General features: G+C 56.3%; 18 protein-coding genes and 1 pseudogene. 11 read left to right on the plus strand and 8 right to left on the minus strand.

The window, feature by feature from the left end; genetic code table 11:
• Window positions 1–22: 22 nt before the first annotated feature.
• The 3 genes from EMQ_RS07185 to EMQ_RS07195 all read right to left on the minus strand — a co-directional run bounded on the left by EMQ_RS07185 (window position 23) and on the right by EMQ_RS07195 (window position 3,619).
• The gene (locus EMQ_RS07185) at window positions 23–1,621 is read right to left on the minus strand and encodes a carbohydrate porin (RefSeq protein ID WP_018308245.1); all 1,599 of its coding nucleotides are present in this window, start codon (window positions 1,619–1,621) and stop codon (window positions 23–25) included.
• 108 nt (window positions 1,622–1,729) lie between these two features.
• A complete protein-coding gene (locus EMQ_RS07190) occupies window positions 1,730–3,247 on the minus strand; it encodes a sodium:solute symporter family transporter (protein WP_010668712.1) in 1,518 nt (505 codons plus the stop codon).
• Between the two features lie 108 nt (window positions 3,248–3,355).
• On the minus strand, window positions 3,356–3,619 hold the full coding sequence (locus EMQ_RS07195) for a DUF485 domain-containing protein (RefSeq protein ID WP_010668711.1): 264 nt from the start codon (window positions 3,617–3,619) through the stop codon (window positions 3,356–3,358).
• 228 nt (window positions 3,620–3,847) lie between these two features.
• Between EMQ_RS07195 and EMQ_RS07200 the strand changes: the two genes are divergently transcribed.
• The 4 genes from EMQ_RS07200 to EMQ_RS07215 all read left to right on the plus strand — a co-directional run bounded on the left by EMQ_RS07200 (window position 3,848) and on the right by EMQ_RS07215 (window position 10,851).
• The gene (locus EMQ_RS07200) at window positions 3,848–4,726 is read left to right on the plus strand and encodes a LysR substrate-binding domain-containing protein (protein WP_018308243.1); all 879 of its coding nucleotides are present in this window, start codon (window positions 3,848–3,850) and stop codon (window positions 4,724–4,726) included.
• Between the two features lie 432 nt (window positions 4,727–5,158).
• Complete coding sequence (nirB, locus tag EMQ_RS07205) at window positions 5,159–8,065, plus strand: nitrite reductase large subunit NirB (protein WP_018308242.1); 2,907 nt, start codon at window positions 5,159–5,161, stop codon at window positions 8,063–8,065.
• Window positions 8,066–8,299: 234 nt separating this feature from the next.
• Window positions 8,300–9,292 carry an acrylyl-CoA reductase (NADPH) gene (gene acuI, locus EMQ_RS07210; protein WP_010666245.1) on the plus strand — a complete coding sequence of 331 codons (993 nt, stop codon included), beginning with the start codon at window positions 8,300–8,302 and terminating at the stop codon, window positions 9,290–9,292.
• 602 nt (window positions 9,293–9,894) lie between these two features.
• On the plus strand, window positions 9,895–10,851 hold the full coding sequence (locus EMQ_RS07215) for an alpha/beta hydrolase (protein WP_010666180.1): 957 nt from the start codon (window positions 9,895–9,897) through the stop codon (window positions 10,849–10,851).
• A gap of 62 nt (window positions 10,852–10,913) precedes the next feature.
• Here EMQ_RS07215 and EMQ_RS07220 read toward each other — a convergent pair whose 3' ends face one another.
• The gene (locus EMQ_RS07220) at window positions 10,914–11,561 is read right to left on the minus strand and encodes an SOS response-associated peptidase (protein ID WP_010666181.1); all 648 of its coding nucleotides are present in this window, start codon (window positions 11,559–11,561) and stop codon (window positions 10,914–10,916) included.
• 188 nt (window positions 11,562–11,749) lie between these two features.
• Window positions 11,750–12,124 (minus strand): annotated as a pseudogene (locus tag EMQ_RS17330) (replication initiator protein A); the annotation flags it as partial.
• A gap of 267 nt (window positions 12,125–12,391) precedes the next feature.
• Here EMQ_RS17330 and EMQ_RS07230 point away from each other — a divergent pair.
• The 4 genes from EMQ_RS07230 to EMQ_RS07245 all read left to right on the plus strand — a co-directional run bounded on the left by EMQ_RS07230 (window position 12,392) and on the right by EMQ_RS07245 (window position 14,551).
• Window positions 12,392–12,757, plus strand: coding sequence for an antitoxin Xre/MbcA/ParS toxin-binding domain-containing protein (locus EMQ_RS07230; RefSeq protein WP_010668813.1), 366 nt, complete (start codon window positions 12,392–12,394; stop codon window positions 12,755–12,757).
• A complete protein-coding gene (locus tag EMQ_RS07235; RefSeq protein ID WP_081471034.1) occupies window positions 12,754–13,272 on the plus strand; it encodes an RES family NAD+ phosphorylase in 519 nt (172 codons plus the stop codon). The genes EMQ_RS07230 and EMQ_RS07235 overlap by 4 nt, the downstream gene beginning before the upstream one ends.
• A 395-nt stretch (window positions 13,273–13,667) precedes the next feature.
• Entirely contained in the window at window positions 13,668–14,180 is a 513-nt protein-coding gene (locus EMQ_RS07240; RefSeq protein ID WP_132012121.1) for a hypothetical protein, read from the plus strand.
• Window positions 14,181–14,263: 83 nt separating this feature from the next.
• A complete protein-coding gene (locus tag EMQ_RS07245) occupies window positions 14,264–14,551 on the plus strand; it encodes a hypothetical protein (protein WP_010668290.1) in 288 nt (95 codons plus the stop codon).
• Here EMQ_RS07245 and EMQ_RS07250 read toward each other — a convergent pair.
• The gene (locus EMQ_RS07250; protein WP_010668291.1) at window positions 14,545–15,795 is read right to left on the minus strand and encodes an MFS transporter; all 1,251 of its coding nucleotides are present in this window, start codon (window positions 15,793–15,795) and stop codon (window positions 14,545–14,547) included. The two genes, EMQ_RS07245 and EMQ_RS07250, sit on opposite strands and share 7 nt — an antisense overlap.
• 144 nt (window positions 15,796–15,939) lie before the next feature.
• Window positions 15,940–17,391 (minus strand): multicopper oxidase family protein, encoded by a 1,452-nt coding sequence (locus EMQ_RS07255; RefSeq protein ID WP_010668292.1) that lies wholly within the window; start codon window positions 17,389–17,391, stop codon window positions 15,940–15,942.
• Window positions 17,392–17,657: 266 nt separating this feature from the next.
• Between EMQ_RS07255 and EMQ_RS07260 the strand changes: the two genes are divergently transcribed.
• Both EMQ_RS07260 and EMQ_RS07265 read left to right on the plus strand, forming a co-directional pair.
• Entirely contained in the window at window positions 17,658–19,592 is a 1,935-nt protein-coding gene (locus tag EMQ_RS07260) for a copper-translocating P-type ATPase (protein WP_018308237.1), read from the plus strand.
• Between the two features lie 280 nt (window positions 19,593–19,872).
• Window positions 19,873–21,402 (plus strand): LA2681 family HEPN domain-containing protein, encoded by a 1,530-nt coding sequence (locus tag EMQ_RS07265; RefSeq protein WP_010666366.1) that lies wholly within the window; start codon window positions 19,873–19,875, stop codon window positions 21,400–21,402.
• A gap of 224 nt (window positions 21,403–21,626) precedes the next feature.
• Here EMQ_RS07265 and EMQ_RS07270 read toward each other — a convergent pair whose 3' ends face one another.
• The gene (locus EMQ_RS07270) at window positions 21,627–21,872 is read right to left on the minus strand and encodes a hypothetical protein (protein ID WP_018307606.1); all 246 of its coding nucleotides are present in this window, start codon (window positions 21,870–21,872) and stop codon (window positions 21,627–21,629) included.
• A 190-nt stretch (window positions 21,873–22,062) separates the two neighbouring features.
• Here EMQ_RS07270 and EMQ_RS07275 point away from each other — a divergent pair, with 190 nt between their 5' ends.
• Complete coding sequence (locus EMQ_RS07275; RefSeq protein WP_173585204.1) at window positions 22,063–22,701, plus strand: LexA family transcriptional regulator; 639 nt, start codon at window positions 22,063–22,065, stop codon at window positions 22,699–22,701.
• Window positions 22,702–22,768: the final 67 nt, after the last annotated feature.

Consider the following 22,768-nt stretch of genomic DNA (forward strand, 5'->3'; position numbering starts at 1 on the left):
CACGCACACCGTTTGATGTGATTCAGTTTCGTACCCGGTGCAGAGCGGGAAGATCGAAAGCTGGCGCGAATTGCATCAGCAGCGATACCCCGGTCTGTAACGCAAACTCTGTATGGGACGGGAGGGTCGAGTAACTGAGGAGATCCGGGTGCCAGATATATTCGAAATACGGCGCGACAACGAAGCCCGGTGCGATGTTAAAACCATAGTTTACCTCGAGCATTGTTTCGAAGTGAGCCCATTTCTGTCTACTATGTTGCTTACGGTACGTGTCATTCATGGCTCGGATCAGCCGATCATCCCACTGGAATGCCTGAACGGCGATTCCCAGATAATCTCGCGGTCGGGAGGCAAAAGGCCCCCAATCAACCAAGCCGCCAACAAATCCCCGCTTTACGGGAGGATTCCCCGATAACTGAAAATTAGCTGCACCAAAAAGAATCAGACCACGTGTGCCCTTTTCCTGAGGTTTCCATACCATTTGCTGGGCTTGAACATACAGTTGCGTCCGGCCACGCCTGGGTTGGGCAGTTCCCCCATATGTGGCACGGGCCAGCCCCTTCGTATTGTAAAGTGGATCGCTATATACAGACGTATCGTAGGTAAAACCGAGGTCATAAGCCCTTGGATATAGATCATTTGAAAAATTTGTTCTGTAACCACCCTCGACTGGAAAATATTCACCCTGAGCCCTGTCGAATCCCCAATCCGGACCAGGCCAGGAATTATGATTCGACGCTTTAAGTGACGGCTCAACCTCCCATATTCCCCCTTTTAAATAAGAATGGGCTGTAGGTTTCACTAAAATCCGAAATTCCCACGTTGAAATTGTGGTGCTCGGCACAGCGCTATTTGCGGACATAGCTGCAGGTGCAGAACAAAGGATTGCAGAAAACATACAATAGAGTTCGGATCCTTCGAATTCCCCGCCCTTTGGATTTCCTCGCCCCGCCAGAATATAAAGTCTGTCACGGAAGAGCGCCTGGTCCCATGAGAATTCCCTGACCTGAAATCCGTCGTGAGCACCCAGCCACGACAGATAGCCCCATGTCGAACCGGTAAATTCTCCGGCGTGAGCTTCTCCCGATGTATCGAGAGCAAAAAAATGAATCTGCGCTCCCGGAATTCCGATAATTTTCTTTAGGTCAAAGTCAGCTCCGATCCCCACGTTATTGTTGAAAAAAGAACCGGCATTAGTTCCCCCCGAAGGAACCACGCCGACCTGTGAAACATTCCAGCCTGTGAAATAAATCCCCTGCCGCTCCATCCATTTACCTGCGGCGGTCATGGCTTGGTTGTGGAGTGAAAACAAATATGGCTGGGTGCCCAACGACTGAGACGACGAAGGTGTTGATGGAATACCGCCTACACCATTGATCGAGGGCACGAACGCTGGAACCGATGGTTCAGTCGGCGCATGTTTCACATCCAGCAATGCACCCTGACGATCCTTGAGTTTCCCGTGGACGACGATATCGATATTATCTCGTCTACGCATATCATCAACTCGTTTTGCAATACTGTCAGTTGCCCAGCTATGCTGAATCGTGCCCAACAAAAGACACGTCAAAGCAGCTCCCTTACGCGTGGCATGCAGGCGCTTCCGGAGATAAGTTCGCATTTTCACCTCTCCGCATCGATTTACGTAGGATGACTGTATATTTTATATACAATCGTATTTTATTGCTTTCTCTGTGCGTATAGAAAAACAAACTACTTCTATTATTCTTCACATGACCTGTAGAACTGCGTTCTCGCTCGTTGCCTCTACTATCCTCGGTTTGAAGGCCAGGGAAACGAGAGTGGAAACAACGAAGGCCACTGTCATCGAGACCAGCGTTGGAGGATCCAGTGTGATGAGAGGCTCTTTATATCCAAAAACTGAGACCCAGACTGAAGGACCCATGATGGTCATCGCCACGGCAGTCATAAGTCCACTCGAACCGCCCCACACTGCACCTGCGACGGTCAATTTCTTCCAGTAGATAGAGAGAAAAAGAACTGGAAACGTGGAAGAACACGCAATCGAAAATGCGAGGCTAATCATGTAAGCAACGTTCTGATTCCTGAACATAAAAGCTAAACACATCGCGACCACGCCAATCACGATAGTCGCAATTCGAGAAAGAAGAAATTCAGAACGACCGTTACCGGTTCCAGCACGAACTGCACCATATAAATCATGGCTGACGGCGGCTGCGCCGGACAGTGTCAGACCTGAGACAACGGCGAGAACAGTTGCAAAGGCTACGGCCGACACGAACCCTAGTAAAATATCTCCACCCACGGCGTGAGCCAAGTGGAGAGCAACCATATTTCCGCCTCCCATTATTGTGCCATGAGCATCGAGATATCGGGGATTGTGTGACAGGATTGCCATCGCTCCAAAACCAAGGATACCAGTGATGACATAGAAGTAGCTCATCAAACCTGTAGCCCAGAAGACCGACCATCTTGCTTTTCTGACATCTGAAACCGTGAAGAACTTCATAAGAACATGTGGTAATCCCGCTGTCCCCGCCATCAAGGTGATGCCAAGTGAAATCGAGGAGGCGGGACTATTTGGCAACGTCAGCGGAGCCAAAAGAGCCGTTCCCGCCTCTCTTTGCGCCACGGCGGCATGTAGAAGCGACGATATTTTAAAGTCAAAGATATGGAAAACAAGAAATGTCATGAGTGAACCAGCAAATAGCATAGTGCCAGCCTTAATGATCTGCACCCATGTTGTGGCTTGCATGCCTCCAAAATTCACATACACTACCATCAAAATAGTCATTATAATTACGCTATCGTAATAATTTAAACCAAAGAACAAGCCTACCAATTGTCCAGCTCCCGCCAGTTGCGCAGTCAAGTAAAACAGAACGATCACTAGCGTGGCGAGGCCACCAAATATTCGTACTGCTGACCCACCGAGCTTGGCGTGAACAACATCAGAAAATGTATATTTACCAAGTCGTCTTATTTTCTCGGCAAAGAGAAAAAGAACCAAGGGCATCCCGGTCGCATAACCGATAGCGTATACAACACCGTCATACCCTTTGTTATAGACAAGACCCGTCAATCCCAAAAATGCCCCGGCAGACATCGCATCCCCGGCTATAGCCATTCCATTTTGGAAGGATGTAATGCGCTTCCCGCCCGTGTAGAAGGATTGAGTATCTTTTGTCTGACGAGCAGATACATATGTGATGATACCTGTGATAAGCACAAACAGGATACAAAAACATAAGCTTTCAATGTTCATGATCACCTACTCCCACGCAAACCATTGACTTGTTTTTCCATTAAAGACTGATGAGCAGATATTTATTATCTATAGGCATGAAATATTTTGGTTTTTTCAGTATAGATTTCACTCGCGGTCAATGCGATCAGCCAGAAAGACGTAAATTCCCGTCAGGATTATCCCGGTAACAGGAATAATTGCCGCCATTAGGAGGGCTCCGTTGAAAACGGATCCTTCAGCAAAACTGGTGGCGAGGACTCTCGGAAAAAACGAGTAAGCTCCGACATAAAATGAATAGAGAGCTAAAAACGTAACCGTGAACAACGCATCAACAATGCGCATTCTCTCGACCATTCCCGTAGTATCAAGCCGGTTAATCGTTTCCTTCATCCGACGACATCCCTTCCTTATCAAAGATCCGATGGCTCGGATTAAACAAACCGCCATCTATTTTTATTTCGGAATAACCCGTTACCGAAACGACAATGTGGGCACTACCTAGTCACCTCCCACGTTAATATCGTTATATGTGATAGCTTGACACGCAAAAAGCCTGATGTTCAGATGTTAGCCATCTTAAGGAGAGATGGCGTGAATAGCGGCGATTTGTAGTTTTTTTTGGCTGTTTTTGAGGCGGGAGGAATCGGAAAAGGTGCGGAACGCCTCAATACTGTGCAGTCGAACGTAACATCACGCATTCAACGCCTAGAAGCCAATTTAGGCGTTCAACTATTCAAACGACACACGCGCGGCGTCGAACTGACGCCTGCCGGGAAAAGACTTCTTCCCGTAGCCGAGCAGATCAGCAGTCTGCTTGGGAGCGTTCGTGCAATCGCACGCGACGACAGCACACCGCAGGGTCAGCTGACCATCGGAGCTCTAGAGACTACCAGCGCAATTCATCTCCCCAAGCTACTCAGTGGTTATGCAAAGACTTTTCCGCAGGTGGATCTGACACTGCGCACCGGCACTACAATGGAATTGACGCAGCAGGTTCTTAATCAGACATTGGATGGTGCGTTCGTCTGTGGTCCTGTGGTCCATCCCCGCTTGCGCGTCGAACGGGTTTATGAAGAAGAACTGGTTCTTCTTGCAGAACAGCGTTTCAGCGACTTGTCCCAAATTGTCGCCTTGGGAGAGGTGTCTGTTCTGGTGTTGCGTATAGGATGTTCCTATCGACGAAAGCTCGAAGAGATCCTGGCAAATAAAGGGGTTTCCGTGTCAAAGACATGCGAATTCGGCACTTTCGATGCAATTTTTGGTTGTGTATCCGCCGGGTTGGGCATCACCGTCGTCCCCCGGTCAATGCTGCCCGCGGTTGCCGCACGATGGACAGTCTCCACACACGATCTTCCGCTAAGCACAGCGGTCGTGGAGACCCTTTTTATTCGGCGTGCCAGCGCTCACGTTCAAACCGCTCTCTCCAAGTTCGTCGATCATGTCCGGGAAGCAAGCAATCTGCAATCAGGTGATCGAGAATGCGACCAAGTCGCCTGATTTTCGAGGGTGCTGGCAAGGCAAATCGAGGCGGTACCAGCTTCCCTCATTCCCCCCACACAAGGACACCTGTAGCAACGGTGCCGTCCATGCTTATGGCATTCAGCTCTGGGAGATAGCAGGTTATCTTTACTATCAAACTTTTATTATACAGCGTAAAAAGAAAAGACTTAATGCACAAAGAGGACGCTATCTACATGACCTCGCGTCCTCAAGTAAGCCTATCATTGTACGAGATGTTAGGTATCTCTAGGTCAGACTTCGATCTGAAGCCGCAATAGATTATGGTTCATATCAGCGAACAATTTTTCGCGGAAGATTTGATTCGCGATCCGATGCTTATGGTATGTCCCCGATCCCGTGCGTTCCAGAGCCTTATGCGAAGTTTGGCGGTTATACCGTCTATCCTATGAACAGTGAGGCCATGTGGTCATGTCGGTTATGAACAATAAGAGTTCAATCATCATCATCGGCAACGGCATGGTTGGTCATTACTGTGCCGAGCAGCTTGTGATGCACGGACTGCACGAAACCCATGCGATCCACATCTTCGGCGACGAACTGCATGACGCCTATGACCGCGTGCATCTCACCGAATATATGAGCGGCAGGGACGCTCTGGCGCTGCGGCTTCACGTCGAGGATTTTCATGCCGCGCATGAACTTACCCTGCATCGTGGCGTGCGGATCACAGGCATCGACCGTGCGGCGCAGACCGTGGAAAGCGCTGAAGGATCCCTGCCCTACGACACCCTGATTCTCGCCACCGGCTCCACGCCTTTCGTGCCACCGGTTCCCGGCAATACCGGCACGGCAGGACTGGTCTATCGCACACTGGATGACCTCGACATGATCCGCGCTGCCGCTGAAGGCGCCACACATGGCGTGGTTATCGGCGGAGGCCTTCTGGGGCTGGAAGCGGCAAATGCCCTTGCTGGCCTTGGCCTTTCAACAGCCGTGGTCGAATTCGCGCCCCGTCTCATGCCGGTGCAGCTTGATGATGAGGGTGGAGCGGCCCTCAAACAGCGGATCGAGGCGCTCGGCATTCAGGTTCTGACTGCGCACGCCACGCAGGAAATTGTGGCTGGTGAAACCCATAGGCACCGTCTCATCTTTGCAGACGGCACTTCGCTGGAAACCGATCTGGTGGTGTTTTCAGCCGGTATCCGCCCACAGGACCGGTTGGCCCGTGACTGCGGTCTGGCCATTGGCGCTCGTGGGGGCGTTGTCATTGATGACACATGCCGCACTTCCGATCCGGCCATTTTCGCCATTGGAGAATGTGCCTGCTGGAATGGACAGGTATTCGGCCTTGTTGCGCCGGGCTACACCATGGCGCGCACCGTCGCCTCCTCGCTGGCGGGTGAAGAAGCAGCCTTCTCCGGCGCAGACATGTCCACCAAGCTCAAGCTGCTTGGCGTCGATGTCGGCTCCATTGGCGATGCACATGGCGCGACACCGGGCAGTCGCAGCTATCGCTTCATCGGGGAAGTGGACGGCTCCTATCGTCGTCTTGTTCTTTCGGAAGATGGCAGTCAGGTGCTCGGAGCCGTTCTGGTGGGCGACAATGCCTATTATGACACGATCCTTCAGTATGTGCAGAACAGCATCAAGCCGCCCGCAGACCCTGCGGCGCTGATCCTGCCGCGTGGTGAAGGCGCGGAACTGCTGGGGGCCGATGCCCTGCCGGATACGGCCATGATCTGCTCATGCCACAACGTCACCAAGGGCGCGATCTGTACCGCCATTGATGACGGCTGCGCAGACTTTTCCTCCCTGAAACAGTGCACCAAAGCCAGCACGGGCTGCGGCGGTTGCGCGGGCCTTCTCAAAAGCGTGTTCGAGACCGAACTGGAAGCTCGCGGCATTACCGTAGACCGCAGCCTGTGTGAGCATTTCTCCTACACACGACAGGAACTTTACTCTCTGGTCCGCGTGCACGGCATCCAGACATTTGAAGACCTCATGGCGCAGTACGGTAATGGTGGAATCGGCTGCGATATCTGCAAGCCTGCCGTCGGCTCCATTCTGGCTTCCGCATGGAACAAGCCCATTACGGACCCGCTCTACATTCCGCTTCAGGACACGAACGACACGTTCATGGCCAACATGCAGAAGAACGGCACCTACTCCATCGTTCCCCGCATCGCGGGTGGCGAGATCACGCCTGAAAAGCTGATCGTTCTTGGTCAAGTCGCAAAGAAATATGACCTCTACACCAAGATCACCGGCGGACAGCGTATCGACCTTTTCGGCGCGCGGCTTGAGCAGTTGCCCGATATCTGGCTCGAACTGCTCGACGCCGGTTTCGAGACCGGACACGCTTACGGAAAATCCACCCGGACAGTGAAATCCTGTGTCGGCAGCACATGGTGTCGCTACGGTGTGCAGGACAGCGTGAGCAAGGCGCTGGATCTGGAAAACCGCTACAAGGGCCTGCGTTCTCCTCACAAGCTCAAATTCGCCGTGTCCGGCTGTACCCGCGAATGTGCGGAAGCGCAGAGCAAGGATGTGGGTGTGATCGCCACGGAAAACGGCTGGAACCTGTATGTCTGCGGCAATGGTGGCATGCGGCCCCGCCACGCGGAGCTGTTCGCAACGGACCTGGATGCGGACACTCTGGTAAAATATATAGACCGTTTCCTGATGTTCTATATCCGCACAGCCGACAAGCTTCAGCGCACCTCCGTCTGGAGGGAGAACCTCGAAGGTGGACTGGATTACCTCAAGGACGTCATCATCAACGACAGTCTCGGCATCTGCGAGGAACTGGAACGCCAGATGCAACTGGTCGTTGACCGATATCATTGCGAATGGCGGGATGCCCTGACGGATCGTGAAAAGCTCAAGAGATTCCGCACATTCGTCAATGACAGCCGTCCCGACCCGAATATTCGCACAGTGCCGGAGCGTGACCAGATCCGCCCGGCTGACAATCTGCCGGAAACCGTTGCCTCGGCAGGTCCGTCGCATTGGACGGCGCTGTGCGGACAGGATGATCTCGTGGAAAACTCGGGTGTCGTCGCCTGGCATGATGGCAGCCAGATTGCACTGTTCTACCTACCCGCTACGGAAAACACTTCCGCCCGCGTTTATGCCATCGACAATCATGATCCATTTTCCAACGCCAATGTGATCGGTCGCGGCATCATGGGGGATCTGAAAGGGCAGCTTGTGGTGGCCTCGCCTCTCTACAAACAGCATTTCCGCCTGGAAGATGGGCAATGTCTGGAAGACCCTGCTGTCCAGCTGCGGACATGGGATGCCCGACTGGAGAACGGAAAGGTCGAGATCAAGGCAAAAGTCGAGACGAACGCGCTGGATCTCGTAACGGCCTGATCCGCATAACTGTATTACTCCAAAAAGCTTGCTCTAGGCTTAGGACTCGCAGTCGGAAGATGACGGTTGCAACAGGCTGATGGTTCAGAAGGGGCAGTTCTGCACGCCAAGCTCGAACGCAACATCACCCTACTTAGAACATTCGGAAAGGGATTTCTTGCGATGGTCCGCACATGATCTCCTTTTTTCGGCAACGCTAGACGATCGGTCTAATTATAAAGGAGTTACGGCATTATGTGCACATTTCGGGCGATCGTGATCGAGAAGAACGACACGAGTCAGATCGTTGGACTGAAAGATTTCAGCGAGGCGGATTTGATGGACGGAGACGTCACGTTTCGAGTGACGCATTCCACGGTCAACTATAAGGATGGCCTGGCTCTGACAGGTAAGGCTCCGGTCGTCCGGCGCTTTCCCATGATCCCGGGCATTGATGGTGCTGGCGTAGTTGAAGCATCAGGTCATCCAGATTTCCGCGTCGGCGACCAAGTCATCCTGAACGGCTGGGGAACGGGTGAAACACACCTCGGTTCTTATGCCGAGAAAAGCCGTGTCAAAGGGGATTGGCTCGTACCCTTGCCTGCCGGGCTGACGCCAGCCGAGGCTATGGCGATTGGCACTGCGGGCTACACTGCAATGCTCAGCGTTCTGGCGCTGGAAAAGCATGGATTGCAGCCATCTGATGGGCCGGTAATCGTCACAGGTGCTGCCGGCGGCGTGGGTTCAGTCGCGATTGCCCTATTGGCGAAGGCTGGCTGGCACGTCATCGCTTCGACCGGGCGGGCAGAGGAAGCAGATTATCTCAGGAGCCTCGGAGCGGCCGAAATCATTGATCGTAACGAACTTTCCGGCCCCATGCGTCCGCTCGGCAAGGAACGGTGGATCGCGGGCATCGATGCTGTGGGCTCACATACGCTCGCTAATGTGCTGTCGATGACCCGATACGGCGGTGCAGTTACGGCTTGTGGCTTGGCGCAGGGAATGGACCTGCCTGCATCGGTAGCACCGTTCATCCTGCGCGGCGTCTCGCTGCTTGGTATTGATTCGGTAATGTGTCCGAAGCCGCGTCGCCTTGAAGCCTGGGCGCGTCTTGCAACGGATCTCGATCGCGAGAAATTAGGTCAGATTACCACGACAATCCATCTTGAGAATGTCATTACGGCCGGTCATGATATTATTGTGGGGAAAGTGCAAGGTCGTCTTGTCGTTGACATTGAGCAAAGTTGAGTAGACGGGATAGCGCGGCGATTCCAATCGGTGCCCAGATCAGATTTTGCAACTGTTTTATGTCGCTGCAAAGGCGTACGCCCTGCGACGTAACGAGCTTAGCGCTCGAACCGCCCCAAGGACGGCAGCTTGCCAGCTGTTGCGGCTCCATAGTGGACATTCCGTCGCTCCCCTAGCGGTCAAAGCGCACTATTTTTGCAGCGCCATTTCCGCTTTATTCAAGGGGGGCTGAAACAAACTCGTGTTCTCAAAGTAATGTATGCTGACTCTGAAGACACACTGCCCTATCCGTCACAAAGCAACTGTTCCATACCAAAAGTAAACACTCCGACGAAAAGCGGCTGACCAAAAGTATCACATATATTAAGTATAAATTATAATAACCAAACAGAATGTGCTTAGAAAAATCGTAATAACTAAATTTGAAATATCAATCAATCATATACACAATAAGTATAATAGAATTTATAAATATTCTATATTAATTTGTTCTGTTTTTAGAGTGATTCAGATCATAGTCACGCCCCTTGGCAGCATGAATATCATCTCTCTACGGATCACAGACCTGTGACAGGTCGATCCGGAAAAGGAGTTATCAAGTCATGCCAAAGAATGTCGTAAATCCGGAATTTCTGCCCGTTCTGGCGAAAATGCCGTCTTTCGACGGTCTTTCGGATCGTTCACTGCCGGAAGTGCGCGAAATCTTCCTTACCTCTGTCCGGCTCATGGAAGGCAGACCTTCGCCGGATGTCGATACACGGGAAGAATACGTCCCCGGCCTCAACAAGGCGCCCGACGTGCGCGTCCTCGTCTACAGCCCCCGCAAAGCTGCCCCCAATGCTCCCGCCATGGTCTATATTCACGGCGGCGGCCTTATCTCGGGCCACCCGGAAGTGGACGATCCGAAATGCCAGATCCTAGCCAACCGTCTCGGTATGCACATCTTCTCGGTCGATTATCGTCTTGCCCCGGAAGTGAAGTATCCCGGCGCCATCGAGGACTGTTACGCCGTCCTCAAATGGGTGAACGAAAACGCAGCCCGCTTAGGTATCAACCGAGATAAAGTCGTTGTTGCCGGAGAAAGCGCGGGCGGCGGCCTCAGCGCGGCTCTCGCCCTCATGGCCCGTGATCGCGGCGAATACAAACTCGCCTGCCAGATCCTTATTTACCCGATGCTCGATGATCGCACGGCAATAAAACGCGATCCTGCCCCGGCATTCGGTGAATATGTCTGGACCCGTTCAGCCAACAAATACGCCTGGCAGTGCTACCTTGGAGACGCGGTCGGCGACGACAAAACCCCGGACTACGCAGCTGCCGGACGCGCAACGAACCTCGCCGGACTGCCGCCCACCTTCATCGGGGTCGGTTCCATGGACCTGTTTCTCTGCGAAGACCTCGATTACGCCACCCGCCTGATGGCCGCCGGCGTTCCTGTCGAAGTCTTCGTTGTGCCCGGCGCCTACCACGTCTTCGATATGTTCGTCCCCGACGCCGCCCTCTCAAAACGCTTCATGGACGCCTATTGCGACGTCATCAAACGTACGCTCGCAATCTGAAGATACACCTGTAAAAACCTAGATACTCTTTCAGAATAAGGGGGAGTCCGTCTCTCCCCCCTTTATTCTGAAAGAGGCTGGGATTCGACACGAGCAAGCACGCCATTCGGCAGAGGTCGCTGAAGCCGCAGAGCCTCTGCCACCGGAGCGTTCATCCACGCATCCAAGTCGGTTGGTTGCGTCAGAATGACGGGCATGGCCTTCGGATGGATCGCGCCCACTTCCTGATTGGCCTCTGTGGTCAGAAACCCGAACAGATCATCCGTCGTTTCGCCATCTGCCAGTTTTCGCACGGACGTCCACCGGCACCAGATCCCGGCGAAGAAAGCGAGCGGCTCTCCATCATTCCGTGCAAACCACACAGGCCGTGATTTCCCGTCGGGCAGGCGCTCCGGTTCCGAGAACGCGGTCAGCGGCACCAGACAGCGATGTGCCACGCCTTCCCAACGCTTCCACCATGTCGAGGTCGGATTGCGGATATTGGTCACACCGCGATCCACCTTATGGCCTTTCAAGTAACCAGGCGGCGTCGGCATGCCCCAGCGCGCCATGACCAGTTCACGGCCGTTCGCAGCGTTCCGCACGATCGGCGCCATCGTGTTCGGCCAGATCTCGGGAAGCGGCTGGAGATTGCCTGTGCGATCCTCAAGAGCTTTCGCGATCTCGCGGATCGCCTGCGGGTTCGACGTCATGGAATAAAGATTACACATCGGCGTTGCTCCCTTACAACCACATGCCACGCAGACAAACGGGCCGCCATTTTTACGACAGGCCACACCACAGCCTGAAACAGGGGCAGCATGTCCCGGTCGATGAAACGGGTGCGCGAGGCATAAACATGCCGGTCGCCCCGGCTGTGCTGGCTATACACATAGAAGCGCTGCGGCACCATGATATCGAGACGCGCGAGGGCGCCATGAAGCCGGCGATACTGGTGGGTGCCGTCAGCCCATCCCAGATCCTGGAACAGACGCCACGGGGTGAAGCGCACGTGGCACGACACCCACAGATCGTGGTTGAGGGCATCGACGATCTGACCAGTCAGCCAGAGCAGGACATCGGCGTCCCGGATCGTCGCCATACCCAGAGGAGCCGCGGCTTCGACAACGATCTCCATCTGACGCGAACGGTAGCGAAGTGGCTCAAGGCGCGCCATGTGCCCCAGCGAGAAGAACGGGCGACCCATCAGATCGCGGATGTCGCGGGGCCGCGCCGACCCCGTGATCACAAAGCGCCGGTCGGGCTGACGCCAGCTATCGGCGACCGGCATCATCGTCCGGCACTCCGCTGCTTGGGGGCTTAGAAACGCAAAAAGCCGCCCTTGAGGCGCCCCAAAGCGTTTGTTTTCAAACGGAATTCATGGTTGCGGGGAAAGGCAACCAACGATACTTGCGATTGGTGGACCGTGAGATACCCCGTCTCGCTGCATGACAGAGTGACCATGCCAAAGCGCATGGGCATATCCAATTGAAATCCTTGCCACAGGTAATCCGCCTCATATATGATCCCACATCATGGTCAATATATGAGGCGCTCCGTCATGTCTGAGACCACATTCCTCTCTGACGCCTTTGATCCGTCCGGGCTGATCGCGGCGGAACGGCTGAGCAATATGCTGCACATCACCCGAGGCGAACTGGCCGTAACACTGGGCCTGTCGCGCGACGCCGTCTCGAAAAGCGCACGCCTCGGCCGCCCCGCCACCCAGGCGAGGCTGCGCGACATGGTCGAGATCCTCAATCGCGTCAGGCCATGGGCAGGTTCAGCCCAACAGGCTTTTGCATGGTACCGGTCACAACCCCTGCCCTCCTTCGGTGACCAGACTGCCGAGGCGCTCGTCCGAGAGGGGCGCGCCGACGCCGTCCGGCGCTACCTGGATCGAATTGCAACCGGCGGTTACGCGTGAGGTTTACCGGACGGGTATTCAGGGCTCACAATCCCCGCTGGTCTTTCACCCCATTATCAGGCGATGGTGCGGCGCTTCACGGAGGTCGGTTCAACCCGGTCGGCACACCTGCCCTTTACACATCACTTCGGATGGAGACGGCCTGGCTCGAAGCCCAGCAGGGCTTTCCATTCAAGCCGCAACCTTTGACGATCTGTGCCTATGACGTCGATAGCGAGCCCATCGTCGATCTGACCAATCTCTCCAGTCTTAACGATCGGGGTTTCTCCCCCGCCACCTTGGCCTGTCCGTGGGAAGACCTTGCTGACCAGGGCAAAACACCGCCTTCATGGGAACTGGCAAAGGCGCTCATGGCCGACGGAGCAGCAGGCATCATCGTCCCGAGCTTTGCCCCTGGAGCGACAGAACACGACAGAAACCTCGTCTTCTGGGCATGGTCAGACAGTCTGCCCTCCCGCGTAACCGTCATTGATGATGAGAGGCGACTGCCCACAACCGCAGCGTCGTGGCCATAAGCTGACTGGAAAGTGAGATTACCGAATGTCAACTATCCAGCGCCCAAGCTTAACGATAGCAATGGGGAAAAGCGGTATGGCGGCTTATTGCGGAAGGTAGTTCTTCCTCGGAAATTATAATCTCCATAAAGGCTACTTCCTTCAGCGGCACAGTCTCCCAGCAAGGCTGTCGAATTATCGGTCATAGCCATGGAGTTGGAGTTCGCTCAGAACATGGTCGATGGGCGAAGATGCGTGGTGCGGTTCATGGTCGTCGTGCTCGCTAATCGGAATGCTCCGCCAGTTCGACCGCCACCCTCTCGGTCCAGTTTCCCTCCGGCACCAATTCGGTCCCATTGACACCGGTTTTTAGTATCTCTATATTCGGTGCCAATGAGACCGATTTTGGAGCCACTATGTCCCATCGTACCGTAACAACAGCGCGAGCGGCCGAGATTGTCGGTGTCGGATACGAGGGATTGCGCTCTTATCTGAAGCGGGGATTGGGCGGCCGTGCAGGAATGTTACCCGGCTTTTATAAGCCGGGCACCGACATCCACGACGATCCCAACCCGCGTGCGAAGTGGAAGCGTTTCAGTGTTCCTGACCTTTGCCTGTTTCGGATGGCGAAGCTGCTGATCGACGCGGGCTTCACCTTTGAAGCCGCGAATTCCGTCGTATCTCAACAGGACCTCTGGTCCGCCTTCGCCCACGACAGGAAGCCTGTTCCTCGGTTGATGGCGATCTGGCCGCCTTACGGCGACCACATCATCTACGAACCCGACCAGATGGAACGCCTGAAGAAGGCGCTTGAGGAAGCACCCGAAATCGTGACGCTGATCAATCTTGGCGAAGTGCATGCTCATGTCCTGGCTGCACTCGGGAGCGAAGGCAGCCCGCAGGCCGACGCCGAGCAATCGGCGGCATGAGCGGCGTGACACAAAGCCCGAGTACTGTTCGCCGCCACACCCATTTTGGACTGGGAAGGCGAGCATAACCGATTATCGTAACGATGTCCGGCGATCTGGCGCGCGCCAGAGACGAACTCACTTCCGTGGCCGATGAACGTCTGAAATATGCGGCGCTCGAACTTCACATGGCGATGGAGTCGCTAACCTATGATCACGCCTTGACCTACAAGGACGAGTTTCCGCCCACCGGATACGAGACCTGGCAGCCACGCAAGGTGATGGCGATTGTCAGCGTGGTCGCTGGCGCTGTGCCGTCCGCCCCGGTGGCTCCGGGGTACCCTGCAGCGCCGCGTTATCCCATGGCACCGGCTTATCCTCCACCCTATTGAGTGGGCCGTTCATGGTCCGTTGAGAGCGGCTGACACATTTCAGGTGAACGGGACGCTGATATACACAATCCGTTTCCTGTCCCCCGTGGAAGCAATACCAGCAGCCCGATGATACCGACGACCGCAAAGAGCGCGCCGTCGTAAAATACAGCTGCGTGACCGATATGGTCCCATAATTCTCCGGCGACAATGCTGGCCACCAGTTGGAACAGGCCAACGGTCGCACTATACCAGCCAATCCCGGTGGCTCGCAGTTCTGGCGGCACGAGATCGGCTGCCAGCGTCTTGCCGATACTGCGTGATATGCCCTGATACAGGCCATAAACGACAAAAAGTACCGGAAGCAGAATACCATTCCTGGACAGAGCAAAGCCGAGAGACGCGATCAGGAAGATGACGAACGAAAGCAGCAGCATGCTTCTTCGCCCCCATTGATCGGACAGATATCCGGCCGGATAGGACACCAGGGCCGCCACCAGGTTGAAGACCGAGTAGAGCAGGATGGTAGCCTGCAAGGACATACCGGCTTCCTGGAGCCGCAAAATCAGGAAAGCGTTGCTCGAACAGCCCAGACCGAACAATGCGGTCACCAACAGATATTTCCAATACATGACCGGAAATCGTCCAAGCCCGGCGCCAAGCCTGGATTGGGCTACCACCGCTTCGGGATTGTCCGTCACGAACAGAACCATGCAAACCGCCAGCAGCCCGGGAATAAGGGCCAGATAGAAAATTGACCGTATCCCGACCTGCGGCAGGGAGAGCAGCAATGCCGCCAGCAGCGGACCAAGAAAGGCGCCCGCATTGTCCCCCGCCCCTTCGAGGCCGAACGCCCTGCCCCGTTTTTTTTCCTCCACCGAAGACGCGATGAGCGCATCGCGCGGTGCCGAGCGCGCGCCCGTCCCCAGCCGGTCCAGCATGCGTGCCCCGAACAGGCCTGTCCAACTGGTGGAAAGCCCCATCAGGGGCTTGGAAAGTGCTGCCAGAAAATAGCCGATCAGCGCGATCGATTTTCGCTTGCGCAGCCTGTCGGACAGCGCGCCGGAAATGCCCTGTGCGATATTCTGTGCCGCTTGCGCGCAGCCGTCTATCAACCCGACAATACTGCCCGATGCACCCAGCGTCTGCGTCAGAAAGACTGGCAGGACCGGATAGAGCATCTCCGTCGAAATATCGGTAAACAGGCTTGCGATGGCCAAAAGGACAACGTTTCGTGAAAGTCCGGTGAAGCAGGCTCGGGGCATCCATCGATCCACCCATGAAGATTTATCGTCATGAGAGGGAGAAAGCCCTGCTCACCCCACGGTTCCGAGGCCGCGCTCCTTTGTGGTGGGGAGGGGCGGCCCGCCTATGCTGGCATCACGCTTGGCTCACCGGTGTGAGCGATGTCACGCGTAATCGAAGAGCGCCATGAGGCCGAAATCCATGTGAAGCTGCTGATGACAATGAAAGAGCGTCGGCCCCGGGTTGTCGGCAACGAAATCGCATTCGAGTTCCTGGAATCCGCCCAGCATCACGACATCCTTGATCACGCCACCGGTTGGCCTGCCGCCGATCCGGACCAGTTCGAAACTATGCCGGTGCAGGTGCAGCGGGTGGATGTCATCGCTGGCGTTACGGACCCTGAGCCGGTAACGCCGCCCCTCATGCAGCCTATAGCGCGGCCGCATCGTCTCCATCGAGAAGGCTTCGCCATTGAGGGTCCATTCGTTGAAGCCACCGCGCGCGGCGTTGCGCTTGACGATCGTCATCTCGATCGTCTCGTCGGGTGCAATCGTGGCCTGCCCGCTGCCGAAATGCGTGTAATCCCAACGCACTGGTTTGGGCGTAATCCAGACCGGCTTACCTCTTTGCCCGTCATAGGCAATGACGATGCCCATGCCGCGCCGGCGGTCCTCGTCTGCCAGATCCCCCATGACCCAGATACCCGGTCGATCCATCCGGACAAGAGCCGAAACACGCTCTGCCGTGCCCAGCCAGAGTACGGGAACCTCGGCCTGCACCGGCACCGGATTGCCATCGAGCGCTATAACCCTGAAGACATGTCCGGGCAGGGCAAGGCTACGGATTTCACCCGCACTGCCGTTGAGGACGTGGAACAGCACGCGCTCGCCCTGCTTCACGTGGATAGGCTCTCCATGTCCCAGGATCTTTCCGTTGATCGTGAAGGCGTCATAACCGACCTCGAAGCCCTTTGCCTTCTCCCTGGCGGCCGCGTCGGCGGTCTTTCCCATCTGCACCAGTTCAGCGATGGGCGCGCCGGCCAGCGCATCCATCGCCATATCGCCGCCCCGGCTGAAGAACGGTGAGAATTCCTTCAGCACCAGGAAGACCTCGCGATCATAGTTACCGGGATTCTCCTTTGGCTCGATATAGAGCGGCCCGACCAGACCGGTATATGTGCCACGATTGAGATCACTGCTCGCCGCGACATGCGTATGATAGAAGCGAAAGCCCGACGGCTTCGGCACAAAGTCGATCCGGCGCATGCCGTGCGGCAGTATCGTGGGCGTGCCCTCCTCCGCTGCGCCATCGACATCGCTGGGGATCGTCTGCCCGTGCCAATGCACAAGTTCCGGCGTGTCGGTATCATTGAAAATATCGACGACGACCCGGCGACCTTCCGTGAGGCGCAGCAGGGGACCTGGAAACTGGCCGTTATAAAGCCTGGTTGAAATGATACGATCGGGTGCAAGTTCCACAAGGCCCGTGGCAATCCGCAGCGTATGGTCAGCTTTTCCACCTGCGACGGAGCCTGTGCCTCTGGCCCAGCCCGGCACCGTGGCGGCCAACATTGTTGGCCCGGCCAGCATAAGAAATGAGCGGCGATTCAGCGTCACAATGCTGTCCGATCATGAAGAAACGGCTGCCTTTCTAACGCTCGTAACCATTGGAGGGTTTCAGGGGGAAAACCGAAGGGCCTCAGTACATGCCTTCACCGTAATACTGGAAGCCACTTGAAGAGAATCCATTATATTTCGCAGGCGGTTCCAGAGTTGGCCGCCCCATTCTGAGCCTGGCAGAATAATTCGGTGATTTTTTCTCCTCGTATCCGATCTGGCAAGCGAGTAAGAGAAGATCAGGTGAGTCTATCGGCCTGCATCTCGTGCCACCTGCCCTTTCACCGTGGATCCAGTTGGCGCTCACGCTGCCTATCGTCTGCTGGGCGGGACTGCCGTTCTTCCAGCGTGGCCTCGCCTCACTGCGCACCGGCCATTTCGAAATGTTCACCCTGATCATGTTCGGTACCGGCGCGGCGTTCGGCTACAGCCTCGCGGCCACGTTCGCACCAGCGGCCTTTCCTGCAACCTTCCGGCAGATGGACGGCACGCTGCCGGTCTATTACGAAGCAGCAGGCGTTGTGGTGGCGCTCGTGCTGCTGGGCCAGGTCCTGGAACTGCGCGCCCGCGCCGCAACCGGCAACGCCATCCGTGCCCTGCTCGATCTCACGCCGAAGCAGGCGCACCGCGTCGGTCCAGACGGCCACGAGAATGACGTGGCGGTCAAGGGCGTCGTGAAGGGCGACCGGCTGCGCATCAGGCCAGGCGAGTCCGTTCCGGTTGATTGGTTGGTGATCTCCGGCGCATCCAGCGTGGATGAGTCGATGATCACTGGCGAGCCTGCGCCAGTAACGAAAAAACCCGGCGACCCGGTTACGGGGGGCACCATCAATGGCACTGGCAGCCTGGAAATCGAGGCACAGGCCGTAGGCAGCGACACCATGCTGGCCCGCATTGTAAAGATGGTCGCGGCCGCGCAGCGCTCGCGCGCGCCGATCCAGACCGTGGCCGACCGAATATCGGGCTGGTTTGTGCCGCTGGTGCTGGCCATCTCCGTGCTGACCTTCATTGTCTGGTACGCTATGGGCCCTGCGCCGCGCTTCGGCCATGCGCTGCTCAACGCCATATCGGTCCTGATCATCGCCTGCCCCTGCGCGCTGGGTCTGGCCACGCCGATGTCCATCATGGTCGGCACCGGACGCGGAGCGCGCGAGGGCGTTCTGGTCCGCAATGCCGAAGCGTTGCAGGCGCTGGACACGGTGGACACGCTGGTGGTGGACAAGACAGGCACGCTGACGGAAGGGCACCCGCGACTGATCGGCCTTGACGTGACAGAAGGCTGGCAGGACACCGACGTGCTGCGCCTGGCCGCTTCGGTCGAGGCACAATCGCAGCACCCGCTGGCGCAGGCAGTGGTACGGGCACTGAAGGATCGTCACGGCGATCCCGCGCCGGTCAGTGATTTCGCCTCGCAACCCGGTCTTGGTATCAGCGGTACCGTTGACGGCCATCAGGTGGTGATCGGCAATGCCGAGCGCCTGAAGCAGGCCGGTGCTGACACAACACGGTTGGAGGCAACAGCCACGGCACGGCGGCAGGGTGGCGCGGGTGTGATGTTCGTGGCGATCGACGGAAAACTGGCAGGGCTGATAGCCGTGGCCGATCCCCTGCGGGCGGATACGCAGGCGGCCCTTGCGGCGTTGCACGCGGACGGTCTGCGCATTGTCATGCTCACCGGCGATAACGAGACGACTGCGAAAGCGGTGGCGAAGGCAGCAGGCCATATCGCGGAAATCCATGCCGGGCTGAAGCCGCAGGACAAGGCGGACATCATCCGGCGTCTGGAGGCGTCCGGCGCGCGTGTAGCCATGACGGGCGACGGCGTGAACGACGCACCCGCCTTGGCGGCGGCCTCCGTCGGCATCGCCATGGGCACCGGAACGGATGTCGCCATCGAGAGTGCGGGGATCACGCTGGCGCACGGAAGCCTTGGCGCCCTGGTCCGCGCCCGGATGCTGGCGCATGCCACCATGCGCAATATCCGGCAGAACCTCGCCTTCTCATTCCTGTTCAACGGGATCGGCATCCCGGTCGCGGCAGGCGCCCTCTACCCGGTTTTCGGCATGCTGCTCTCGCCCATGATCGCGGGCGCCGCCATGGCCCTGTCATCCGTCACGGTCGTCACCAATGCGCTCAGGCTCGGAAAAGAGCCGGTGGTGGCAATGCACCCTACGGCCCCACACCATGCTGGTTCCATATAGTTGGTCCGCTATCGCCTTTTTCTACGATCCATCTTGAAAACGACTGATTATGGCTTGGAAGCCGACCTTCAGCTTTCCTCCCGTTCCAACGTAAGCACTGAACGCAACAAATTGCTGATCTTCGTCCCCTGGTAGCCCCTTGATAGGCATCACAGCAGCCGAGAAACTCAAAATTATCGTGAGGAGTCCTCCTCAGCCAGAATCCAGAGTGCCAGTCAAATTGTCCAATCAGCCTAATCTCGACGCTCTTAATAAAAGCTGCGAACGCAGCATTACAAAAATGAGTGACGACGAGGCACTCGAACATATCGGTCGGCTGATAGACGATTCCTGTGATGCTGCATTTGAACGTGGTGCGAAGCGTGCATTGTACTTGCTTGATGAGCTTACAAAGAGACCACTCCCCGAAGAAACGGCCGTGCTGGCAGAATATTTCCGGGCTAATGCTTGGGCTACGCGATCGCAGATTGCTAATATTCGGCAATCCTGGTCTTGGGAGAGTGTGGAACTTCAGGAAGAGATGTTGGCGCTCACGCGCGCAGCCAGCCATCCCGGGTTCATGAGGCTCGATAATGGACGGCGCTGCCAGATCCTGACCAATCGTGCCAATCTGCTCAACGGGGTCGGCCGCTCGATCGATGCTATCGCCGGTTGGGACGAGGCGCTCCGCATCGACCCGCACTTCGCAATGGCTCTCGGTAATCGCGGTGCCGGACTTAGGTATTATGCTGGTATGGTCGACGACAATCGAGAGCGAGCTATTCTGGCGCTCCATGCCTATGACAGCCTTTGCAAAGCGGTGGCGCCGGATGCGATGCATGAGTCTCCTAACTTTCTGCCCGTCGTTGCGCAATTCAAGGAGACGGCCGAGGCTCTTGGAAGAGCGGTCAATGTCGATGCTGTACGAGCAATGCAGAATCTCGATCAGGGTAAACAGGGCCGATCGAAAGTGGAACGCGCTTATCGTCAGTGGTGCCTCGATAAACGGCTGTTTCTTTGCTCATTGAACGATCTCGGATCGTATCTCGCCGCAGCGACCGATGAGCTGATGTTGCCCGGCATTAGGGAGAGGTTCGACGAGCGCCCCGGTGACTATTCACCTCCTCCGATCATCGGCTTTTTTAGTCAAATGAAACAGGAATACGTCTCGGCGCGCTACATGCTGTTCGAAGGAATGAGTAGCACACGGGTCCATTTCTCCGACCGTGGGGTCATGCTCACTAATACGCTAGATTACCCGCTTTATTCACTCGCGAGCGAGAAGGTGCGCACAGCATTTCGTATCGCGTATTCCTTACTCGACAAGATTGCATTTTTGATCGACCGCTATTGGAAATTGGGAAAGGTACCCGCGCATATCAGCTTTAAGAATGTCTGGATGGTCGAAAAGAAACAGAGACTGCTTCCGCAATTCGAAGAATCAAACAATTGGTCTCTACGAGGACTCTATTGGCTCTCAAAGGAACTGTTTGACGATCAACTCAAGCAGACAACGTCCGCAGATGCCCGAGAACTCCATGCGATCCGCAACGCTCTTGAACATACCTATCTGCGTGTAAGCATGGGTTGGGCCAAGCCGTTCATGATCGGGCCATCCAGCACCAGTAGTTTTGGGATTGCCATTGGGAGCGACGAACTGGAATCGAAGGCGATCCGGGTAATGCAGATTGCGCGGTCGGCTTTGTTTTATGTGTCATTCGCGATTAGGCATGAAGAGCGCAAGAAGTTGCGTGATGATTCGGAAGATATGGTTGGATCAATGCCACTTTACTGGTTCGAAGATCGGTGGAAGCGCTATGATCCGAATTAAGAAAGACTGCTCCAGCAGGACAATAGTATTATGGTCTGACTGAGTGTCAGGTAATTTAAATTGTGATCCGGAAGCTGACCTTCCGTTATCCCCCCAAATCTGCCTCTCGCACAGTATCACGGAGACACTTCGCGTCCGCCCATAACAGACCAGTAGATCACTGGCTCTCTACTCCGTTCGTCCGGTCCCCATTCATCGCGCAGAGGGGAACCCCTCACCCTCACTCACAGCCCCCCGATGTCCCGACAGATCTGCAGCAGCCCTGCCATCCTCTGCTGAAGCACAGCGCCGAGGACCATCACCCCTTCCAGCAGCCTCGCCCCCTCGCTGTCAGCCTTCAGGCTTTCCAGCCGCCCGCGCAGCAGGGCATGCTCGATCTCGATCAGACGCAGCACGTCGTGCAGTCCGGCATGGAGGTCCTCAAGACCGGGAGTATGTGCGGGCGGTGGCAGGAGCGGATCTTCAGGCATGATAATCCCTTCGACAGAACGCCGTTTCTGTGCGAGGATCTGACCATGACGAGTGACGGGTCCCGCAACATTTCGATTCACAGAACTACGCTTTTCCGACTTACATATCAAGCGGGAATCCGTATAGCGTCCTCATTTTGTGATGAGGACAGAAAGTGTGGCCCGCAAACGCAGACAGAAGCGCAAGCTCATGGATGAACAGATCCGCCTGATGCGCGAGCGTGGCGAGCGTCTCCGTGAAGCCGCCCAGAGCATCGGCATCACCCACGCCGCAAAAGCGGCCGGCGTCCCCTACACGACCCTGCGGGATTATATGAACGGTGGCGAGATGAAATTCTCCGCCATCGCTTCACTAGCCCGCGTCTGTGGAGTCTCCCTGGACTGGCTGGCCTTTGGCAGCGGCACAGGCCCCGGAACCGACAGTCCGGACGGAACAGCCACCGCCACCCGGCAGATTGTCATTCCCTGGCACGACAATCACGAGGACGGCCTGCGGATCGGACGCGACTGGCTGCAGAGCGCCATCCCCCGGGATCTCTCTGCCCTCTGCCTGATGACCAGCGAGGGCGATGCGATGGAGCCCACGCTGGCCTCAGGCGACCTGGTGATCGTCGACCGTAGCGTGACGACTGTCACGGCCAGCGCCCTCTATGCGCTGGAAAGCAGCGGTACGCTGATGATCCGCCGCCTCGATCCTCGTCTGGGCGGCGGCGTGCGGGTCATAGCCGACAACCACCGCTACCCGCCGCAGGATGTCGAAGAAAACCAGCTGGGCTGCTTCCGGCTGCTGGGTGAAGTTGTGTGGACCGGCGGCGTGCCCCGGCCGTAACGACCCGGCCGGAAACGACCGGCGAAGAGCTGACTGTCACAAAATACGATATTTCGTATTGACGGCA

It is taken from the genome of Acetobacter aceti NBRC 14818, from assembly GCF_000193495.2.
Lineage (GTDB): Bacteria > Pseudomonadota > Alphaproteobacteria > Acetobacterales > Acetobacteraceae > Acetobacter > Acetobacter aceti.